This window comes from Alishewanella aestuarii B11, assembly GCF_000280055.1.
GTDB lineage: Bacteria > Pseudomonadota > Gammaproteobacteria > Enterobacterales > Alteromonadaceae > Alishewanella > Alishewanella aestuarii.
Map to the genome: position 1 here is coordinate 85,950 of NZ_ALAB01000027.1, position 18,851 is coordinate 104,800.

Genomic DNA, 18,851 nt, shown 5'->3' on the forward strand with positions numbered 1-18,851 from the left:
ACTTTTTTAGTGCTACGCCAAATCAACTCCGGCGACCAGCCACCAGCGCTGCCGCATTGTTAGCGACAACCGCCGTTTTACATGGGCCGGTTGACTCCCGCACCACCAGGGTTGGCGCCACCTTGGCTGCCACATTTAATGCCGCTTTATGGTTTTGTTCGATCGACATAATCATCTTCGTCGTCGCCAACAGCGCCATTTGTCGCACCGGGCGGCGAATAGTTGTCAGCGCCGGAGTTACCCGCGACGCCAGCATATTGTCATCGAAACCGGCTACCGACAGCTCATCCGGTACCTTGATGCCAAGGCTATACGCCACCTTTAATACGCCGGCTGCCATCTGGTCATTATTGGCGAAAATCGCGGTCGGGCGCTCGTCGCGCTGCAATAACTGCCGGGCACATTCGATGCCGGTTTCAAAGCTGTTATTGCCCTCCAGGATCATCTGCGGTGGGATCTTTACCCCATAGGCTGACAAGCCAAGCTGAAATCCTTCCATCCGCTCAGTCGAGGATTTATAACGCTGCGGACCACTGATAAAGGCAATCTTCTCATGGCCCAGCTGCGCAAAATAGCGCGCCATTTCGGCCGCAGCCGCGCGGTCGTCCGACACCACGATATGCTCCTGACTATCCAGTGCCACTGAGCTAAGCCGGACATAGGGGCTGCCAGACTCTTTTAACGCGCTGGCCAGGGTTTCCGACTCTGATACCGGCGGCAATACGATCACCCCGTCCAGCTTGGAGCGGCGCATAAAACGCAGACAATCATTGACCAGGGTTTCACTCTGATAACGGCAGGGATGCACGACCAGCTCATAGCCAAGCGTCGAACACACCTCCAGCACGCCGCGCTGTACATCATCCAGATACAGGGCGTCCGGGTTATCATAAATCAGCCCCAGCAAATAAGAGCGGCTGGATGCCAGGCCACGCGCCTGGGCGTTGGGGGCATACTTCAGCTCGTTAATCACCTTCTCAACTTTTAAGCGGGTACTCTCCCCCACGCTCAGTGAGCCATTGATCACTCTTGAGACGGTGCGTTTCGACACACCGGCGATCCGGGCGACATCATTGATGGTTGACTGTTTCTGCATAAGGTTACTCATCTCGCATTCCGGATTATTTCTGATTGGCAGCCAGTTGTGGCCGGTATACGGTTAATCCAATATCGATAGCCGCTTTTTTCACTTTCGCCGCAACCTCAGTAATATTTTGTCGCGGGAACATGCTGGCCGGCGCCGTTACCGACACCGCTGCGACGACTATACCGCGTTCATCGCGGATCGGGGCCGCTAAGCAGCGCACATCCGGATGATACTCTAAATCATCCGTTGCATAACCCCGGCCTAATATGCGTTGCAATTCTAACCTAAGTTCAGGGCAACTCACGATACTTTGTGGTGTTTGGGCGCGAAACAGGCCCTGAGCCGCCAGCTCAGGCAGCGCATCAAAATGTAAAAACGCCAGAAACAGCTTACCTGCTGCCGAGCAATTAAAATAAGCCAGCGTGCCCGGCCTTGCTGCCAGCCGCAGTGGGTTTGGGCAATCACAGACCTCAGTGATCAGTGCCCCCTCGGCATGCGGCAGCACCAATTGCACACTCATGCCGGTGGCCAGTGTCAGGCGCTGCAAGAAAGGTAAGGCTTCACGGCTCAGTTTAGAAGTACTCACCAGCTGGCAGCTCATCTTAAACAGCGCCGCGCCTACCAGATAGCGCTTACCGTGTTTTTCCAGCAAGTGCTGCTGACACAGCGTCTGTAAAATGCGAAAGGTGGTCGTGCGTGGCACCGCCAGCCGTTGCTCCAGCTCGGTTAAGCTTAAGCCTTGCTCCGATTCAGCCACCAGGGCCAATACCCGGCAGGCATTAGCCAGATTAGGGATCACATAACTACCCATCGCATTGCTCCTTGGTGTTTTACAACCCAAACAGGGCCGGTAAAAACTCGCTGATCGCCGGAATATAGGTTACCAGCATCAGTACCACAAACATCGCCAGATACAGCGGCAACATCGGCCGGATAATTTCTTCAATCCGGGTTTTGGCAATGGCGCAGCTGACAAAGAGCACACTGCCAACCGGCGGCGATACCAGACCAATCGACAGATTCAACACCATCATAATGCCAAAATGCAGCGGGCTCATACCCAGCTCAACCGCCACCGGTAAAAAGATTGGGGTAAAGATCAACACCGCCGGCGTCATATCCATAAAGGCACCGACAATCAATAAAATCAGATTAATCATCAGCAGGATCAACAAAGGGTTCTCGCTGATGGTCAGCATCGCCGCACTGATGGTTTGCGGAATTTGCTCATAAGACAAAATCCACGACATCGCCGACGAGGTCGCAATTAACGCCAGCACTATGGCCGTGGTTTCGGCCGCTTTCATCAAAATACCCGACAGCTCACTGACTTTCACTTCACGGTACAGGCCAACAGCGAGAATCAACGAATAGATCACGGCGATGGCGCCAGCCTCAGTGGCGGTAAAAATGCCACCGATAATGCCGCCAATCACCAGGAAAATCATAAACAGACTGGGTAAGGCAGCCGCCACTTTCTGCGCCACTAATTTCAGCGGCAAACGGGCACCGACCGGATAGCCTTTTAACTTTGCATAGCCGGCACAAACCAGCATCAGCGACACGCCGAGCAAAATGCCGGGTAAATAGCCGGCCACAAAGAGCGCGGCAATCGATACCCCGCCACTGGCAATGGCATAGACAATCAGAATATTGCTCGGTGGAATTAACATGCCGGTGGTTGCCGCAGAAGCGGTTACAGCGGCACTGAAGTTAACGTCATAACCCTGCTTTTTCATCTCTGGCAGCATAAAGCTGCCGATAGCCGAAGTGGCGGCTACCGCTGAGCCGGAGATGGCACCAAAGAACATACAGGACACCACATTAACCAGTGCCAGGCCGCCCGGCAACATGCCGATCAGTGCCATGGCGCATTCAATCAGCCGCTTGGCAATGCCGCCGCGCCCCATAATCAAACCGGACAAAATAAAAAACGGGATCGCCAGTAACGCAAAGCTGTTAATCCCACCGGCCATCCGCTGCGCCATCGTCGTGACCGCCGGCATAAAGTCGATACTGATCAACATGGTGGCCAGCGTTGCCAACCCGATACAGAACGAAATAGGGACATTGAGCAGTAGCAGTGAGAAAAAGACCAGCAACAGAACCAGAATTGAGATTTCCATTAGTGCAGCCCCTCGACTTGTGGCATTGGCTGTCGCAGCGCCAGATGATACAGCTGGCAACAGCCATAAAACGCGATAAGTAAGCCTGATAGCGGGATCACGCTGTAGATATAGGCCATCTTAATTCCCAGTGCTGCTGACATCTGATTTAACTCAAAGGTCAGCGCCATCAGATTACCGCCACCCACCACCATCACCGCCAGCGCAAACAGCACTACCGCGCTGGTCAGCAACATATTCAACCGCCGCTGTAACTCAGCGTCAAAGCGCCGGGTAACAATATCCAGCCCCAGATGTACGCCGGTACGATAGGCCAGTGCTGCGCCAATCATGCCTATCCAAATCAACAGGCAACGCGACAATTCTTCGGTGACCGAGCTTGGGCTTTGCAGCAAATAACGTGATACCACCTGCCAGCTTACCACCAGCACGATGCTGAGCATCAGCAGCGCCAGAAACCACTTCAGCACCGTATCAACCCAGAACAATAATTTAGTCATCCTTTACCTCCGGGCTAACCTCACGCATGGCCGCAATTTGCTGAAGCAAGGGGCCGATACGGGTTTGCAGCATTTGCTGATAGAAGGGCGCAACCGCCTGACGGAAGGGTTCTTTATCCGGGTAAATAACCGTCACCCCTGCGGCTTTAACGGCATTAAGCGCCTCTTCCGACGCTTGTTGCCAGGCAGCACGCTGATAGACAATCGAATCGTTGGCGGCCTGCTGCACCCATTGCTGCTGCTCTGGTGTCAGATCCTGCCAGACATGCAGGCTCATAATCAGCACATCCGGTACCGCGGTGTGTTCATCCAGCGAGAAATATTTACTCAGCTCATAGTGACGGGATAAATAGAAACTGGGCGGATTATTCTCGGCGCCGTCCACCACCCCCTGTTGGATGGCAGTGTAAAGCTCACCCCAGTCAATCGGGGTAGCGGCGCCGCCAAGTGCTTCCACCATCCGCACGGCGGTTTGGCTGTTAAGCACCCGGAATTTTTTACCGCGTAAATCGGCCGGGCTGTCGATACGGGTATTACTGGAATAAAAACTGCGACTGCCGGCATCGTAATAACCCAGGCCATACAGGCGGGCAACCTGGATCTCCTGCAGCAAGCCCTGACCGATCTCACTTTCCAATACCCGCCAGAAATGCGCATTATCGTCAAAAATATAGGGCACACTGAACACCTGCATCGCCGGCACAAAACCTTCCAGCGGGCTGGCCGACACCTTGGTCATCGCCAGACTGCCGATCTGCAGCAACTCAACCAGCTCCCGCTCGTTACCGAGCTGACCACCACTGTAGATCTCAATCCGCATACTGCCGCCGGAGTATTCCGCCAGCCGCTCGCCCATCAGTGCCATGGCTTTATGCACCACATGCTCCTGATCCAGCGTATGCGCCAGCCTCAGCACCTTAACCTCCTGCTCCGGCTGACAGGCGCTTAGCAGCAAACTGGCCGCTGCCGCCAGCACCCAGCGCATCCGGCCTTGCTGTGTTCGTTTCTTCATACTGTTACCCTGTTAATCCTATGCTGGCTACTGTGCCAGCCGGTCGGCCGGTCTGTGCCGGCCTGACGTTGGCTGCTGCCATTAACGCATGGCGCTGGCCGGAAACTTATCCATATCGTGATAATCCAGATTTTCACCGGCCATACCCCAGATAAAGGCATAGTTGCTGGTACCGCAGCCGCTGTGAATCGACCAGGCCGGCGACACCACCGCCTGCTCATTGGCGACCCAAATATGCCGGGTTTGCTGTGGCTGGCCCATAAAGTGGCAAACGCCCTGCTCCGGCGCTAAATCAAAGTAAAAGTAGGCTTCCATCCGGCGGTCATGCTGGTGCGCCGGCATGGTATTCCAGACACTGCCGGGTTTTAATACCGTCAGACCCATTTGCAGCTGACAGGTCTCTACCACATCATTAATCATTAACTGATGGATCGCGCGTTCATTCGACGTCGCCTGAGCGCCCATTTGCAGCACAGTACAGTTATCCATAGTCAGATGTTTGGTCGGATAGCTATGATGAGCCGGCGCCGAATTCAGATAAAACTTAGCCGGGGTAGCGGCGTTGTCGCTGTAAAAACGAACCTGCCGTGCGCCCATACCGACATAAAGTGCTTCTTTGTTTTGCAGCGGATAACGCTGGCCATCAACTTCGACTACGCCACTGCCGCCGACGTTAATAATGCCAAGTTCACGGCGCTGTAAAAAATAGTCGGCTTTTAACGCTGCTACCGTCTCAAGTTGTACCGGACCGGCCACCGGCACCGCACTACCGACAATCACCCGCTCGTAATGGGTATAGCAAAGTACCAGCTGGTCAGGCTGCATCAGGTTATCGACCAGAAAATGCTGCCGTAGCTGCTCGGTATCGTAACGCTTTACATCATCCGGGTGGGTTGGATAACGGCTTTCAAAAATTACGCTCATCATTAGTCCTCTGTTTAATGGGTTGCTGCGCTCTGGCTGTCTCGTTATTTAGCGCTTTAGCGCGCCAGCCAGCCGCCATCGACGGCCAGCACATGGCCATTCACATAATCGCTGGCCGCGCTCGCCAAAAATACGGCGGCACCGGCTAAATCTTCCGGCTCACCCCAGCGTCCGGCCGGGATCCGCCCCAAAATAGCGGCATTGCGCTGTGCATCGGCCTGTAAAGCGGCGGTGTTATCGGTGCGAAAATAGCCCGGGGCTATCGCATTAACCTGAATATTATGCTGCGCCCACTCATTGGCCAGCGCTTTGGTGACTCCGGCAATCGCATGTTTACTGGCAGTATAGGCCGGTACCGTGATGCCACCACTGTAGGAAAGCATCGAGGCGATATTAATAATCTTACCGCTCTGGCGTTTGATCATCTCGGCGCCGAGCAATTGCGACAATAAGAAGGCCGCATCCAGATTGACTGCGATCACCTTATGCCACTCGCTCATCGGAAACTCATGTGCCGGCGCCCGGAAAATGGTGCCACCACAGTTCACCAGGATCTGCACCGGCCCTGCTGCCAGCGCGGCGGCAGCCAGATCCCGGACGGCCTGTTCGTTACTCAGATCCGCCACCAACTCCTGTGCCTGGCCGCCACTGGCCAGAATGGCATCAACCGTCGCTGCTGCGCCACCGCTGTTGGAACAGGCGCACAGCACTTTGGCCCCCGCTGCAGCCAGCGCCTTAGCAATCGCCTGGCCTAAACCCCGGCTGGCACCGGTGACCAGCGCCGTTTGGCCGCTCAGGGTAAATAAGCTTGTCATCTGTCACTCCTATTTTGTCGGTTTGTCGCTGCAGCATCCGTGGTGTCATCGTCAGGAATAATGTTCAAATATGGAACAACCTGAATTTTCAACAACCAATAAAATGCAATAAATTCATTAAGTTAGACCACAAATCCGCAGAAAGCGCCTGTCGAAAACTGATTTAATTTGCATCATTAATTGACAGGATTTACTGCTTGGTGTTAGCTTTTTGCCATCGGTGGCATAAAATTGCAAGCTTTTTTTGCCACCGGTAGACAAGACAGCCATGCTTTAACAGTCGCCGAATTATCAACAGGGGAGCAATATACCCGGCACGATAACCCACACAGCTTTTACGCTGCCAGGTTACAGACAACGGGTATAGGTTCCTGACAAAGACGAGAATAGCCAGTTAAGCTGGCAACAGATAAACACTCAGGACAAGGTGAACAAGATGGTAAACAGCAGAACACCCTTTCGCCCCAGTAAAGTCTGCCGGGCATTAACCCTGGCCGGTCTGGCAACCTTATTCAGCGTTCAGGCGCTGGCACAGCAAACTGAACAGGTTGAACAGACCGAACAGCAAAAAGCGGAAGAACAAATTGAAGTGATTTCCGTTGTCGGTAGCTTCCGTGGCAGTCTGGCCAGCGCGCTAAACCAGAAGCGCTTTGAAACCGGTGCCACTGACACCATCAAGGCAGAAGATATCGCTGATTTCCCTGATCTGAACCTGGCCGAATCGCTGCAGCGTATTCCGGGGGTAGCCATTAGCCGGGTAGCCGGTGAAGGCCGCCAGATCTCAGTACGTGGCCTGGGCCCGGATTTTACTCGGGTGCGGATCAACGGTATGGAGGCACAATCCACCAGTGGTGGTACCGACCAGATCGGCGGCGCTAACCGCGGCCGTGGTTTCGACTTTAATACCTTCTCTTCAGACTTATTTAACGAACTGACGGTACGCAAAACGGCGTCGGCCAATATTGAAGAAGGCTCATTGGGTGCGACTGTCGATATGCGCACTGCCCGCCCCTTCGATTATGATGGCATGACCTTTGCGGCCAATATTCAAGCCGGCTATAACGATAAGTCAGAAGAAGTGGATCCGAAAGGCTCCTTCCTGTTTAGCAATATTAACGACGATGGCACCTTTGGCTATCTGATTTCAGCAGCCTTCTCCGAGCGTAATATTCTGGATGAAGGCGCCTCTACCGTGCGCTGGAACAACGTCAATGACTTTGGCACTTACCGTGGTGATGCCAATGCGCCTGAGCTGCAGGCCATTAATAATGCCTTCCGGCCACGTCTGCCACGTTACGATTCTTATGTCCATAATGTGAAACGTACCGGTATTGCTACCGCACTGGAATACCGTCCAAGCCTGGAAACCCGCTTTAATCTGGATGTGCTGTACTCCAAAGACGATTCAACCCGTCAGGAAGCCTTTATGCAAGGCATTCTGAATGCCGGTGCTAACCGGGCCGCCCTGACCAACCCGGCCAGCGGCATTACCGGCGGTATGAACGTACTGGATTACGAAATCGACGGTACCAATACCGTCACCTACGCCTCTTTTGAAAACGCGCTGATCCGCAACGAACTGCGTTATGACGAACTGTCGACCGAGTTCCTGCAAATCACGCTCAGTGGCCAACATCAGTTAACCGATAACCTGAAAATTGACGGTATGATCGGTCGCGCCACTTCTGAGTTCGATAACCCGATCCAAACCACAGTGGTAATGGAAAAGGCCGGCCAGACCTTCAGTTACGATTACCGTGGCGGCAAGCGGCAGAATCCTGAACTGCTATTCGGTGCCGGCGTATTCGACCCGAACGGCTGGACTACTAACAGCGTGCGTTTACGGCCACTGGGCGCAGAAAATACCTTTGATAGTGCTGCTTTTAACGTTGAGTATGTGCTGAACGATATCCTGACCTTACGCAGTGGTTTGCACTATAAAAAGTTTGAATTCGAAACCCACGAAGCACGCCGGCAAAGTGAAAACGCCGCTGGCGTGGTGATGAGCCCGGATCTGATCCGCCAGTATGGTGCGGGGGTGGGTCCTTACGGCAGCTGGCTGGTGCCGGATTTAGCGGCTATTGATGCCCGCTACAATATCTACAGCAATACCGGTGCCTTTACCGTGAGCCGTGATTTCCGCCGCGTCGATAACTACTCTGCTGAAGAGAAAACGCTGGGTGCCTATGTACAACTGGCCTTTGATACCGAACTGGGTGATACCGGCTTCCGCGGTGATATTGGTGGCCGCTTTGTAAAAACCGATCAGTCTTCCACTGCCTGGGCGACTCTGGGTGGAACTGAGCAGCTGATTACCGCCAAGCATGACTATAACGAGTTCCTGCCGTCATTGAACCTGGTGTTTGAACCCATGGATGATGTGATTATCCGCTTTGGTTATGCCGAAGTGATGGCCCGGGCTGGTCTCGGTAGCATCCGACCTAACGTCTCAGTATCCGTATCGGGTGGCGCCCGTTCCATAAGCGGCGGTAACCCAACGCTGGAGCCGACCAAAGCCAAAACCTATGACTTAGGTTTAGAGCTGTACTTTGATAATGAGTCCTTATTAGGCGTGGCCGTATTCCGCAAGGATATCGACAGCTATGTACAAGGTCTGCGCGAGACCAAGCTGTTTACCGAAACCGGTTTACCGATCCAGGCCGCCATTGACGCCTGTAATGCCGGTCCCGGCTATGGCGAGGCCACAGGTTGTACTGAGAACGTAGAGTGGCAAACCAATACGCCATTAAATGGCCCGGGCGGTAATCTGTATGGCTTTGAAGTGCAGTACCAGATGCCGTTTAGCTTCCTGCCGGAGTTCTGGAACCGTTTCGGCTTTATCGGTAACTATACCTATGTTAAAGCCCAGATGGACTACATTAACAATACCGGCGTCGTGCTGGCCACCCGTGACCTGCAGGGTTTATCCGAGAATACCCGTAGTGCCACCCTGTACTACGAGGACGAAAAATTCTCCGCCCGGGTGTCACTGGCAGACCGTGCGCGTTACCTGACCAACGCTATCGGCCGCGATAACAATGATATGGAAGGCACCAATGCTACCCGTAATATTGATGCTGCGATGTCGTATCAGTTAAACGATAACTGGAAGCTGACGTTTGAAGCACTGAACCTGACCAATGAAGTGGACGATCAGTGGGTTGATTCCAGCGGCAACCGTTTAACTTACTACCATGCTACCGGCCGGCAGTACTACCTGGGTGCGCAATATAAGTTTTAAGCACCCCTCTGACACTTAAGCGGCGCACTGCCGCTTAAGTGCTGTCTGCCCCTGAATCAGGCGCAGCATGTTTCGCGTGCCACGGAAGGCCCGAATAACTCACAGGCAAGTGCCAATTCTATTTAACAGGGTAACTATCGTGAACAAGCGTCTTCTGCAAACTCTTCCTCTTGTTACGCTTAGCAGCTTACTACTGGCAGCCTGCGGTCAACCCGCCAATCCGCCTGCCGCAAACCAAACCACTGCTAAGCCGTCAACTGTAACCACTATGCCGGTGGCAGCCAAGTTACTGATTGCCAATCCGTCTGACTTTGTCCGCAGCCAACAGCCGGTTTACCTGAGTTACTATGATCTGGGCTTAACCGCTCAGCAGGCGCAGGATCTGGTTGCCCGTCGTGCCGGCCAGTTGGTACCACTGCAGCATCTGGATCGCAGCGGTGACGGTACGCGCGATACGCTGTTTTTAGCCTTGGATTTTCAGCCAGCCGAACAACTGCAACTACACATTGAACATGATGCTGCCGCCCTGGCAGCTCTAAAGCTGCCGGCGAGAACTCAGGCCGAAATTTCGCATAAAGTCGGTGGCGAATGGCAAGGTGCCAAATATATTGGCGGCACCTTTCAGAACGTGCAGCAACTGACACCGCCGCCACAATATACCGATCACTCGGAGTGGATCCGTTATGAAGGCCCTGGTATCGAATCAGATCAGGTCGGCTATCGGATTTATCTGGACTGGCGTAATGGCTTTGATGTCTTTGGTAAAACCAAACCACAGCTGGTGTTGCAGGATGTCGGCCAGGATGGCTATCGGTCGTACCATGAAATGGCCGACTGGGGTATGGATCTGCTAAAAGTCGGACAATCACTGGGCGCCGGTGGTTATGGTTACTGGGATGGTCAGAAAGTTGAGCGTGTGTCCAGGGTTGGCCAGCATACCGCCAAAGTGATTGAAAATGGCCCGCTCTACTCCGCATTACAGATAACCTATCAGGATTGGCAAATTGCCGGCAAAACCGTCACTTTAACCGCTGATCTGTCGATGACTGCCGGCAGCCGGCTGGTCAATACCCGGTTACAACTGTCTGAGCCACTGGATAATCTTGCCATTGGTCTGGCAAAACTACCGGATACCAAACTGATTCAGGGCGAAGTGGAGATCACCGGTCACGCCTGGACCTATGTCGCGACCTGGGGGAATCAGAGTTTATCGGCCCCTGATAGCAAACTTGGGATGGCACTGCTGTTTAAACGCGGCCAGCGCACGGCACAAACCGAAGACGAGCATAGCCATGTCAGCGTGATGAAACCGGCTGGCAACCAGCTGGAATACTACTTTTTAGCCGCCTGGGATGGTGAAGCAGACGGCATCAAAACCGAAGCGGAATTTATTGCCTACCTTGAGCAACAAGCCGAACAACTGACCTTGACTCCACGGCAGCGCCTGCATACCGCCGCCACTGCCGCGAAACTGCAGCAGCCACTCACTGCTGAGCACGCACTGTATTGGGGAGAGCTACTGGCCAAAAGTGAGATGGTACGGCAAACTCCCTACTACGCTTACGGCGGCTGGGATTATGAGCGTCAACGTCCGGCAACCTTTGAATACACCACTGGTCTGTTGCTGCAAGCCTATGATGATTTACTGCAGCTTAAACCTAACGCCGAATGGCAACAGGTGATAAGCGACGTTGTAAACTCCTTTGTGACACCTGAGGGAGATATCCGCACTTACAGCATTAAAAAATACAATATCGACAGCCTGAATACCGGCAATATGCTGCTGCGCGATTATCTGCGCCAGCCGAACGAGCCGGCGCGCAAGGCGCTGGCACTGCTGCGTCGTCAGGTCGCCGAGCATCCGCGCACTCAGGATGGCGCCTTCTGGCACAAACAAATTTATCCGCATCAGCTGTGGCTGGATGGCGTCTATATGGGCATGCCATTCTACGCCTTTTACACCACAGAGTTTGAGCAAGGCCAGGGCCTGCCGGAAGTCGTTAAAGAATTTAAGCTAACCCGTGAATTACTGCGCGATGCCAATACCGGCCTGTACTACCATGCCTGGGATGAAGCGAAACAGCAGGTCTGGGCTAACCCTGAAACCGGTTTGTCGCCGCATTTCTGGGGCCGCGGCCTGGGTTGGCTCAGTATGGCGCTGGTTGATGTGCTGGATTATATCCCGGCCGAACAAACCGAGCTGCGGGCACCACTGCTGCAGATGATTACTGAGCTGGCGGAAGCCTTACCACGCTTTCAGCATGACAGTGGCGTCTGGTATCAAATTCTGGATCGGCCCGAGGCAACAGGCAACTACCTGGAGTCATCCGCTAGCGCCATGTTTACCTATTTCTATGCTAAAGCGATAAACAACGGCTATCTGCCACCGAGCTATAAAGCCACAGCGCTGAAAGCCTATCAGGGGTTAGTGCGCGAATTTATGCTGGTGCATCCGGATGGTTTAGTCAGCTTGGTTAATACGGTGCAGGTGGCGGGTCTGGGCTTTGGCCGCGATGGCAGCTACCACTACTATATGAGCGAGCCGGTCTTCCGTAACGACGCTAAGGCCAACGGCCCCTTTATTATGGCGGCAGTCGAAATGGCAAAACTTCTGGGCTACCCGGTTAACCAGTAACAACTGCCTGGCAGCAGGGTGCAGTTAACGCTGGCCCTGGAGTACGAGAGGACTTCTCCCTCTCCTGTGGTTTGAGCCGGCAACTGCCGGCTCTTTTTTTAACAGTGCTTGTTCGGGAGACTTTTATGCATAACGTCTTATTGGCTTTGATTTTTCTTTTGCTACCAAACATGACACTAGCCAGCAATGTGTTGCGCTTAAGCGTCGCACAGGATGGCAGCGCGCAGTTTCAAACTATTCAGGCGGCACTGGATAGCCTGCCGGCCACTGCTGAGCAGGCAATTATTCAGATTAAGCCGGGTATCTATCAGGAAAAGCTGTACCTGACACGGGATAAGGTGGCTCTGGTTGGTCAGGGCCGCACTCAGACCATCATTCAATATGCTGAACTGCGCACAAATTGGCTGGCGTCCCATCCGGATGACTGGGGCAGCGCCGTGGTAAATATCCGCGCCAGCGACATTGCCCTGCTCGGCCTGACGATTAAAAACAGCTATGGTGAACTAACCGGCGATCATGAACATCAGTTCGCGATCCGTGGCTTTGAGCATGCCAGCCGGATTATTACTGATGACTGCGCCATTATTGCCGGCGGTGCCGATACCCTAAGTTTGTGGAATAAGACCGACGGCATGTACTACCACCGCAACTGCTATATCGAAGGCCATACCGATATGGTGTGCCCACGTGGCTGGGCTTTTTTTGACAACGTCACTTTTTACAATCAGAAAGCCTATGCCACCCTGTGGCATGACGGTGAACTGGACCCAGCGCAAAAACTGGTGGTGGTCAATTCGCAGTTCGATGGTGTACCCGGCTTTTTGCTGGGCCGCCGCCACTACGATGCGCAGTTTTATCTGATCAATAACAGCTACAGCCCGAATATGGCTGACCGGCCAATCTTCCGTCACACCTATCCGCAACAACCGGAACGTGACCGGGCCAATTTATGGGGCGATCGCTACTACTTTAGCCAGAGCGCTGACAGCGCACCGCGCTATCCGTGGCTGGCAGATAATCTGGCTACGCATCCGGCTAACCTTAGCGCGGCGCAGATCACCGCACAGTGGACCTTTGACGGTCGCTGGGATCCCGAGGCTGAGCTGGCACGGCTTTATCAATTAATGGAACAACAACCATGAATCGACTAATCCTTTGCCTGTGTTTGTTGCTAAGCCTGTCGTTCGCTTCCCAGAGTTTCGCCAACAACCCGGTACCAGCGCGGCTGCATCTGGTCGGTGACTCGACGATGTCGGTTAAGATCAACCCGGCCTACCCGGAACGCGGTTGGGGTGAGCTGCTACCGGCCTTTATGCTGTCGCAGCTAACGATTATTAATCATGCCGCCAATGGCCGCAGTACCCGGCGCTTTATCAATGAGGGGCGCTGGCAACTATTGTTAAGCGAACTGAGTGCCGGCGACTATGTGTTGATCCAGTTTGGCCATAATGACCAGAAAATTGCGGATCCGACGCGCTATGCGGCGCCAGATAGCGACTATCAGGCGTTTTTACGCCAGTTTGTGGCCGATATTCGTGCCAAAAACGCCATTCCGCTATTGGCAAGTTCGATTTGCCGGCGCAACTTTAACAGTGATGGGGTCTTAATCCGGGATCTGAACGCCTATGCAGAAGCCACTGCTCAGGTCGCCGCCGAGCTGACAGTAAGCTTCTTTGATTTACAGCAGCAGAGCTGTGACTTTATTGAAAACGCCGGCCTGGCGGGCAGTCAGCCGTACTTTATTCAAATTCCGGCTGATCTTTATCGCAAGTATCCCGACGGCAGCACCGATAACACCCATCTGACGCTGCAGGGTGCCGCTAAGATTGCGCAATTCTTTGTGCGGGAGTTAAAGCGGCAGCAACATCCACTGGCGGCCTATATTTACCGCGAGCTGTTATAAAAACGCCCGGCACAGGCCGGGCGCTTAGAAACTGGCAGCAAATTGTTATTCCGGTGCCTTAGACACCCCAACCATGGCCGGGCGTAATAAGCGGCCATTTAACTCATAGCCTTTTTGCATCACAAAGGTCACCGTATTCGGCGGTAAATCCGCAGTCGGCTGCATGCTCATCGCCTGGTGCTGCTCCGGATTAAATGGCTGACCGGCCGGATCCAGCTGGATCACGCCATATTTCTCAACCGTGTCCAGGAAGCTCTTCATCGTCAGTTCGATACCTTCGATCACACCCTTAAAGGCCTCGTCTTCGCGGTTGATAAAGTTCAGCGCCCGCTCCAGGTTATCCAGTACCGGCAATAAGTCCGAAGCGAACTTCTCCAGCGCGAACTTATGTGCCTTTTCCACATCCTGCGCGGCGCGGCGGCGGGCGTTATCGGCATCGGCTTTAATGCGCAGCATTAAATCATGTTGCTCAGCCAGCTGACTCTGGGTTTTCGCCAGTTCTTCTTCCAGCTTGCTGATAATGGTTTGCTCAGACGACAGCTCCACTGTGTCGGCATGGCTATCCGTAGTCTGGTTCAGCTCTTCAGGGGTTTCTGCAGGCTTGTGTTGCTCAGTCATTGTTACAATACTCCAATTTTGCGTAGGGGTATTATGGGGATCAATTTGGCCGATTCAAGTTTAAATTTAACTGGGCGGCGCAGGATTCCACCAGTGGCACCAGGCGCGCATAATTCATCCGGCGCGGCCCAAGCAGTGCAATAAAGCGGTGTGGCTGTTGCTGATAACTTTGGGCGATCACACTTAGCTGCGCCAACTCAACAAAGCCCGACTCTTTACCGAGGATCAGTTTGGGTTTGCTATCCTGGGTCACCAACTCCAGTAACTGCATCAGGCCGGCCGGATGTTCCAACATCTGCACTACCTGCTGCAAGGCCGGGTTTTGCTGATAATCCGGGGTTAGCAACAACTGATGCTGACCAAAGATCAGTGGCTGATGCTGCATAAACTCATCCAGACTCAGTTGCCCCAGCACCTTTTGCAACAGCGCCTGGCTCAGGCCGCTTTCGCTGCGCAGCAAATTACCGAGCCGGGCTATACCGTCCTGCCACTGGCCACCGGCCAGAGCCGCGTTTAACAAGCACAGCACCTTACTTAAGGTAGCCGAATCAATACTTTGCTCACATTGCAGCACCCGGTGCAGAATGTCGCCGTCTTCATCGATCACCACCAGTAACAAACGGTCACTGGCCAGACGTACCAAATCGATTTGCCGCACTTCACGGCCACTTGCCTTGGGCGCACTGATAATAGCGACACAACCGGTCAGGTTAGCCAGTAATTGCCCGGCCTGCTGGCATAATAACGACACCGGCAACTGCGGTACCAAACGCTTTTTAATCTCCGCGGCCCAGCTATCGCTTAGCGGTTGCAGCTGCAGCATCTTATCGATAAATAACCGGATACCAGAGGTGGTAGGAATGCGGCCGGCTGAAGTATGGGGTGAGCGGATCAGCCCCTGCTGTTCCAACTGCACCATGGTATTGCGCACCGTAGCAGAGCTGACAGACAAAGCCTGATTTTCGGCGATCAGTTTGGAGGATACCGGTAAACCATCCAGCAGATACTGCTCAACGATCAGTTTTAAAATCAGCTCGGTTCTGCTTAATGTTTCGGTCATGCGCCTGCACCTGCCTTATATTACTAACTATGATGGGGCCTTTCTAAAAAATTTCAAGCAGCTCAGGACACTAAAGCCAGCAGCCGTTATACTGAGCCAACAGTCTGGCCGCTAGGCAACACGGTGGCCGGTGCTTACCAGCCCTGTTAACGATGAGCATCTAACTGTGATCTTTTCACTCTGGTCTTTAAATATGGAAGCCTTATGAGTCTTGCCTTTAGCAAAGTAGGATTAATCGGTAAACCGCACCACAGCGGCGCCAACCAAACCCTGCTCAGCCTGTATCAGTTTTTGCAGCAACAGGGCCTGAGCGTCTATGTTGAAGAGCGGGTCGCGCAAAGCTTGCCCATCGCCGCAGCCGAAGTGCTGGATCTGGTGACGCTGGGGAAAACCTGCGATCTGGCAATCGTGGTCGGCGGAGATGGCAATATGCTGGGCGCAGCGCGGGTGCTGGCGCGGTTTGATGTGGCAGTACTGGGTGTCAACCGCGGTAATCTTGGTTTTTTAACTGATTTGGCGCCGGAGAGCTTTGCCGAACCGTTAACTGAGGTGCTGGCCGGAAATTTTGTTACCGAAAAGCGTAACCTGCTGGAAATCGCCGTCCATCGTCACGGCAGTATTAAAAGCAGTAACAGTGCCGTAAACGAAGCGGTGCTGCACGCCGACAAGGTAGCGCATATGATTGAATTCGAAGCCTATATTAATAACGAATTTGTCTACAGCCAGCGCTCCGACGGCCTGATTATCAGCACGCCAACCGGCTCAACCGCTTATTCCCTTTCCGGTGGCGGCCCCATTCTGACCCCGGATCTGGATGCTATGAGCCTGGTGCCAATGTTTCCGCATACGCTAAGTAGCCGGCCGCTGGTAGTATCGGGGAACAGCGAAATTCGCCTGAAAGTAGCAGATACCAATGACGCCCATTTGCAAATCAGTTGCGACAGCCATGTGATTCTGGCGGTAATGCCAGGCGATGATATTACCATTCGCAAACACCCTAACCCGCTGCGACTGGTGCATCCGCCCGGCTATAGCTATTACCATGTGTTGCGCAATAAACTGGGCTGGGGCAGCAAGTTGTACTAAAAAAAATCGGCGCCCGGCTTGCTAAAGTCATTTTTACTGTATAAATTTACACTGTAACTATAAACAGTATCAGGTGCCTTATGCTCTGCCATCTTCATATCAGTAATTTTGCCATAGTTCGCGCGCTGGAAATTGACTGGGCGGGCGGGATGTCAACCATCACCGGTGAAACCGGAGCCGGTAAATCCATTGCCATTGACGCCCTGGCACTGTGCCTGGGCGAACGGGCCGATGCCGCAGTAGTGCGTCCCGGCGCCGACAAAGCCGATATTGTCGCCACCTTTGATATCTCCGCCCTGCCCGCTGCGCGCGACTTTCTGCAACAACAAGACCTGTTGATGGGTAACGAATGTATTGTCCGGCGTGTCGTCAGTAATGAAGGCCGTTCCCGCGGTTATATTAATGGCGTGCAGGTGCCGGCGCAGCAGCTAAAGCAACTGGGACAGTACCTGTTATCGATCCATGGCCAGCACGCGCATCAACTGCTGTTAAAGGCCGATTATCAGCGTCAGTTACTGGACGCCTATGTCGCCAACAGCGAGCTGCAGCAGCAATGCCGGCAAAGCTATCGCTACTGGCAGCAGTTGCAGCAGGAGCATCAGGCATTACAGCATTCTCAGCAACAGCGTGATGCCCAGCGCCAGTTACTGGAGTATCAGGTAGCAGAACTGGATCAGTTTGCGCCACAGGCTGATGAATTCAGCGGGCTGGAAGCCGAACATAGCAGGCTGACGCACGGTAACACTCTGCTGTCGCAAAGCCAGCAATGCCTGCAGCAACTATACGATGATGATGAACAAAGCATTTACCGCGCACTGTCTCAGGTAAGCTACCAACTGGAGCAGTTGCAAGCACTGGACCCGGCATTGGCCGGTATACAGCAAATGCTAAGCGATGCGCTGTTACAAACCGAAGAAGCCAGCCGTGAACTGCGCCGCTATGCCGATAAGGTGGAACTGGATCCGGAGCGGCTGGCTGAAGTCGACGAGCGACTGGCACAGTGGCTTAATCTGGCCCGCAAGCATCAGATCGCTAATGAACAACTGGCAGAGCGGCACCAACAATTAGCGGCAGAACTGGCAGAGTTAACCGGCTCAGAGCAGCGGCTGACCGAACTGGAACTGGCTATCCAGCAAGCCAGTCGCCAATATCAGCAGGCTGCGGCAGCTTTAACAGCCGCCCGCCAGCAGGCGGCCTCGGAGCTAAGCGAGCTGATCAGCAAAAATATGCATGAACTGAGCATGGCCAATGCCCGCTTTGCTATCAATGTTTCGACCTTGCCGTTAGAGCAGGCCAGCGCCAACGGCCTGGATCTGATCAGTTTTGAGGTATCGACCAACCCGGGCCAGCCACTGCAAGCCTTAAGTAAGGTCGCCTCCGGCGGTGAATTATCACGGATCAGCCTGGCGGTACAGGTAATACTGGCGGATAAGGTCACCACCCCTACCTTGATTTTCGATGAAGTGGATGTCGGGATCAGCGGCCCGGTAGCTGCTGGCGTCGGCCGCTTATTACGCCAGCTGGGTCAAAGTACCCAGATTATTTGCGTTACCCACCTGCCGCAAGTGGCGAGCCAGGGCCATCAGCAGTTATTTGTGGAAAAATATACCGATGGTATCGCCACCGAAACCCGGATGCGCCAGCTCAGTGATGATGAGCGGATCCAGGAAATTGCCCGTCTGCTGGCCGGCGAGAATATCAGTGCCAATGCGCTGGCCAATGCGCGGGAACTTTTGTGTACCCCAGCAGTCTGAGCTGCAGTTTTGCTGCGCTAAGCTGCACAGCACCAAAGGTGTGTAAGCAGCTTAGCCCGGCAACGAAACCCGACTTTACCGCACCGTACT

15 protein-coding genes are annotated in these 18,851 nt (G+C 53.8%); 6 read left to right on the plus strand and 9 right to left on the minus strand.

All coding sequences use genetic code 11. The features are described from left to right. Positions 1-22: 22 nt before the first annotated feature. The 7 genes from AEST_RS09910 to AEST_RS09940 form a co-directional block, all read right to left on the minus strand. Entirely contained in the window at positions 23-1,108 is a 1,086-nt protein-coding gene (locus AEST_RS09910) for a LacI family DNA-binding transcriptional regulator (protein WP_008608817.1), read from the minus strand. Positions 1,109-1,121: 13 nt separating this feature from the next. After that, positions 1,122-1,898, minus strand: coding sequence for an IclR family transcriptional regulator (locus AEST_RS09915; RefSeq protein ID WP_008608818.1), 777 nt, complete (start codon positions 1,896-1,898; stop codon positions 1,122-1,124). A 19-nt stretch (positions 1,899-1,917) separates the two neighbouring features. Beyond that, the gene (locus AEST_RS09920) at positions 1,918-3,213 is read right to left on the minus strand and encodes a TRAP transporter large permease (RefSeq protein ID WP_008608819.1); all 1,296 of its coding nucleotides are present in this window, start codon (positions 3,211-3,213) and stop codon (positions 1,918-1,920) included. Further along, positions 3,213-3,713 carry a TRAP transporter small permease gene (locus tag AEST_RS09925; RefSeq protein WP_008608820.1) on the minus strand — a complete coding sequence of 167 codons (501 nt, stop codon included), beginning with the start codon at positions 3,711-3,713 and terminating at the stop codon, positions 3,213-3,215. Before AEST_RS09925 ends, AEST_RS09920 begins: the two co-directional genes overlap by 1 nt. Continuing rightward, positions 3,706-4,725, minus strand: coding sequence for a TRAP transporter substrate-binding protein (locus AEST_RS09930; RefSeq protein ID WP_008608822.1), 1,020 nt, complete (start codon positions 4,723-4,725; stop codon positions 3,706-3,708). The genes AEST_RS09925 and AEST_RS09930 overlap by 8 nt, the downstream gene beginning before the upstream one ends. Before the next feature lie 81 nt (positions 4,726-4,806). Next, entirely contained in the window at positions 4,807-5,649 is an 843-nt protein-coding gene (gene kduI / locus AEST_RS09935; RefSeq protein WP_008608823.1) for a 5-dehydro-4-deoxy-D-glucuronate isomerase, read from the minus strand. 56 nt (positions 5,650-5,705) lie between these two features. After that, positions 5,706-6,464: an SDR family oxidoreductase gene (locus AEST_RS09940; RefSeq protein ID WP_008608825.1), complete on the minus strand. Its 759-nt coding sequence runs from the start codon at positions 6,462-6,464 to the stop codon at positions 5,706-5,708. 436 nt (positions 6,465-6,900) lie between these two features. On the opposite strand from AEST_RS09940, the gene AEST_RS09945 reads away from it, so the two are divergent. The 4 genes from AEST_RS09945 (at position 6,901) to AEST_RS09960 (ending at position 14,243) form a co-directional block, all read left to right on the plus strand. Next, a complete protein-coding gene (locus AEST_RS09945) occupies positions 6,901-9,705 on the plus strand; it encodes a TonB-dependent receptor (protein ID WP_008608827.1) in 2,805 nt (934 codons plus the stop codon). 139 nt (positions 9,706-9,844) lie between these two features. Further along, positions 9,845-12,340, plus strand: a complete 2,496-nt coding sequence (locus AEST_RS09950) for a glycoside hydrolase family 88 protein (RefSeq protein WP_039925374.1) — start codon at positions 9,845-9,847, stop codon at positions 12,338-12,340. 125 nt (positions 12,341-12,465) lie between these two features. Then, the gene (locus tag AEST_RS09955; protein ID WP_008608829.1) at positions 12,466-13,482 is read left to right on the plus strand and encodes a pectinesterase family protein; all 1,017 of its coding nucleotides are present in this window, start codon (positions 12,466-12,468) and stop codon (positions 13,480-13,482) included. Next, positions 13,479-14,243, plus strand: a complete 765-nt coding sequence (locus AEST_RS09960) for a rhamnogalacturonan acetylesterase (protein ID WP_008608830.1) — start codon at positions 13,479-13,481, stop codon at positions 14,241-14,243. The genes AEST_RS09955 and AEST_RS09960 overlap by 4 nt, the downstream gene beginning before the upstream one ends. Before the next feature lie 45 nt (positions 14,244-14,288). Here the strand turns inward: AEST_RS09960 and grpE are convergent, their stop codons facing one another. Further along, positions 14,289-14,861 (minus strand): nucleotide exchange factor GrpE, encoded by a 573-nt coding sequence (grpE, locus tag AEST_RS09965; protein ID WP_008608831.1) that lies wholly within the window; start codon positions 14,859-14,861, stop codon positions 14,289-14,291. A gap of 40 nt (positions 14,862-14,901) precedes the next feature. Next, on the minus strand, positions 14,902-15,921 hold the full coding sequence (hrcA, locus tag AEST_RS09970) for a heat-inducible transcriptional repressor HrcA (protein ID WP_008608832.1): 1,020 nt from the start codon (positions 15,919-15,921) through the stop codon (positions 14,902-14,904). Between the two features lie 204 nt (positions 15,922-16,125). Between hrcA and nadK the strand changes: the two genes are divergently transcribed. Together nadK and recN are read left to right on the plus strand one after the other, a co-directional pair. Continuing rightward, positions 16,126-17,007: an NAD(+) kinase gene (nadK, locus tag AEST_RS09975; RefSeq protein ID WP_008608834.1), complete on the plus strand. Its 882-nt coding sequence runs from the start codon at positions 16,126-16,128 to the stop codon at positions 17,005-17,007. Between the two features lie 80 nt (positions 17,008-17,087). Next, on the plus strand, positions 17,088-18,761 hold the full coding sequence (recN, locus tag AEST_RS09980) for a DNA repair protein RecN (protein ID WP_008608835.1): 1,674 nt from the start codon (positions 17,088-17,090) through the stop codon (positions 18,759-18,761). Positions 18,762-18,851: the final 90 nt, after the last annotated feature.

Excerpts from the sequence above, each read along its gene's own strand:
- nadK (WP_008608834.1), top strand. The coding sequence starts at position 16,126 with ATGAGTCTTGCCTTTAGCAAAGTAGGATTAATCGGTAAACCGCACCAC.
- AEST_RS09940 (WP_008608825.1), bottom strand. The coding sequence starts at position 6,464 with ATGACAAGCTTATTTACCCTGAGCGGCCAAACGGCGCTGGTCACCGGT.
- AEST_RS09925 (WP_008608820.1), bottom strand. The coding sequence starts at position 3,713 with ATGACTAAATTATTGTTCTGGGTTGATACGGTGCTGAAGTGGTTTCTG.
- recN (WP_008608835.1), top strand. The coding sequence starts at position 17,088 with ATGCTCTGCCATCTTCATATCAGTAATTTTGCCATAGTTCGCGCGCTG.
- AEST_RS09910 (WP_008608817.1), bottom strand. The coding sequence starts at position 1,108 with ATGAGTAACCTTATGCAGAAACAGTCAACCATCAATGATGTCGCCCGG.
- hrcA (WP_008608832.1), bottom strand. The coding sequence starts at position 15,921 with ATGACCGAAACATTAAGCAGAACCGAGCTGATTTTAAAACTGATCGTT.
- AEST_RS09945 (WP_008608827.1), top strand. The coding sequence starts at position 6,901 with ATGGTAAACAGCAGAACACCCTTTCGCCCCAGTAAAGTCTGCCGGGCA.
- kduI (WP_008608823.1), bottom strand. The coding sequence starts at position 5,649 with ATGAGCGTAATTTTTGAAAGCCGTTATCCAACCCACCCGGATGATGTA.
- AEST_RS09930 (WP_008608822.1), bottom strand. The coding sequence starts at position 4,725 with ATGAAGAAACGAACACAGCAAGGCCGGATGCGCTGGGTGCTGGCGGCA.
- AEST_RS09960 (WP_008608830.1), top strand. The coding sequence starts at position 13,479 with ATGAATCGACTAATCCTTTGCCTGTGTTTGTTGCTAAGCCTGTCGTTC.
- AEST_RS09920 (WP_008608819.1), bottom strand. The coding sequence starts at position 3,213 with ATGGAAATCTCAATTCTGGTTCTGTTGCTGGTCTTTTTCTCACTGCTA.
- AEST_RS09915 (WP_008608818.1), bottom strand. The coding sequence starts at position 1,898 with ATGGGTAGTTATGTGATCCCTAATCTGGCTAATGCCTGCCGGGTATTG.
- grpE (WP_008608831.1), bottom strand. The coding sequence starts at position 14,861 with ATGACTGAGCAACACAAGCCTGCAGAAACCCCTGAAGAGCTGAACCAG.
- AEST_RS09955 (WP_008608829.1), top strand. The coding sequence starts at position 12,466 with ATGCATAACGTCTTATTGGCTTTGATTTTTCTTTTGCTACCAAACATG.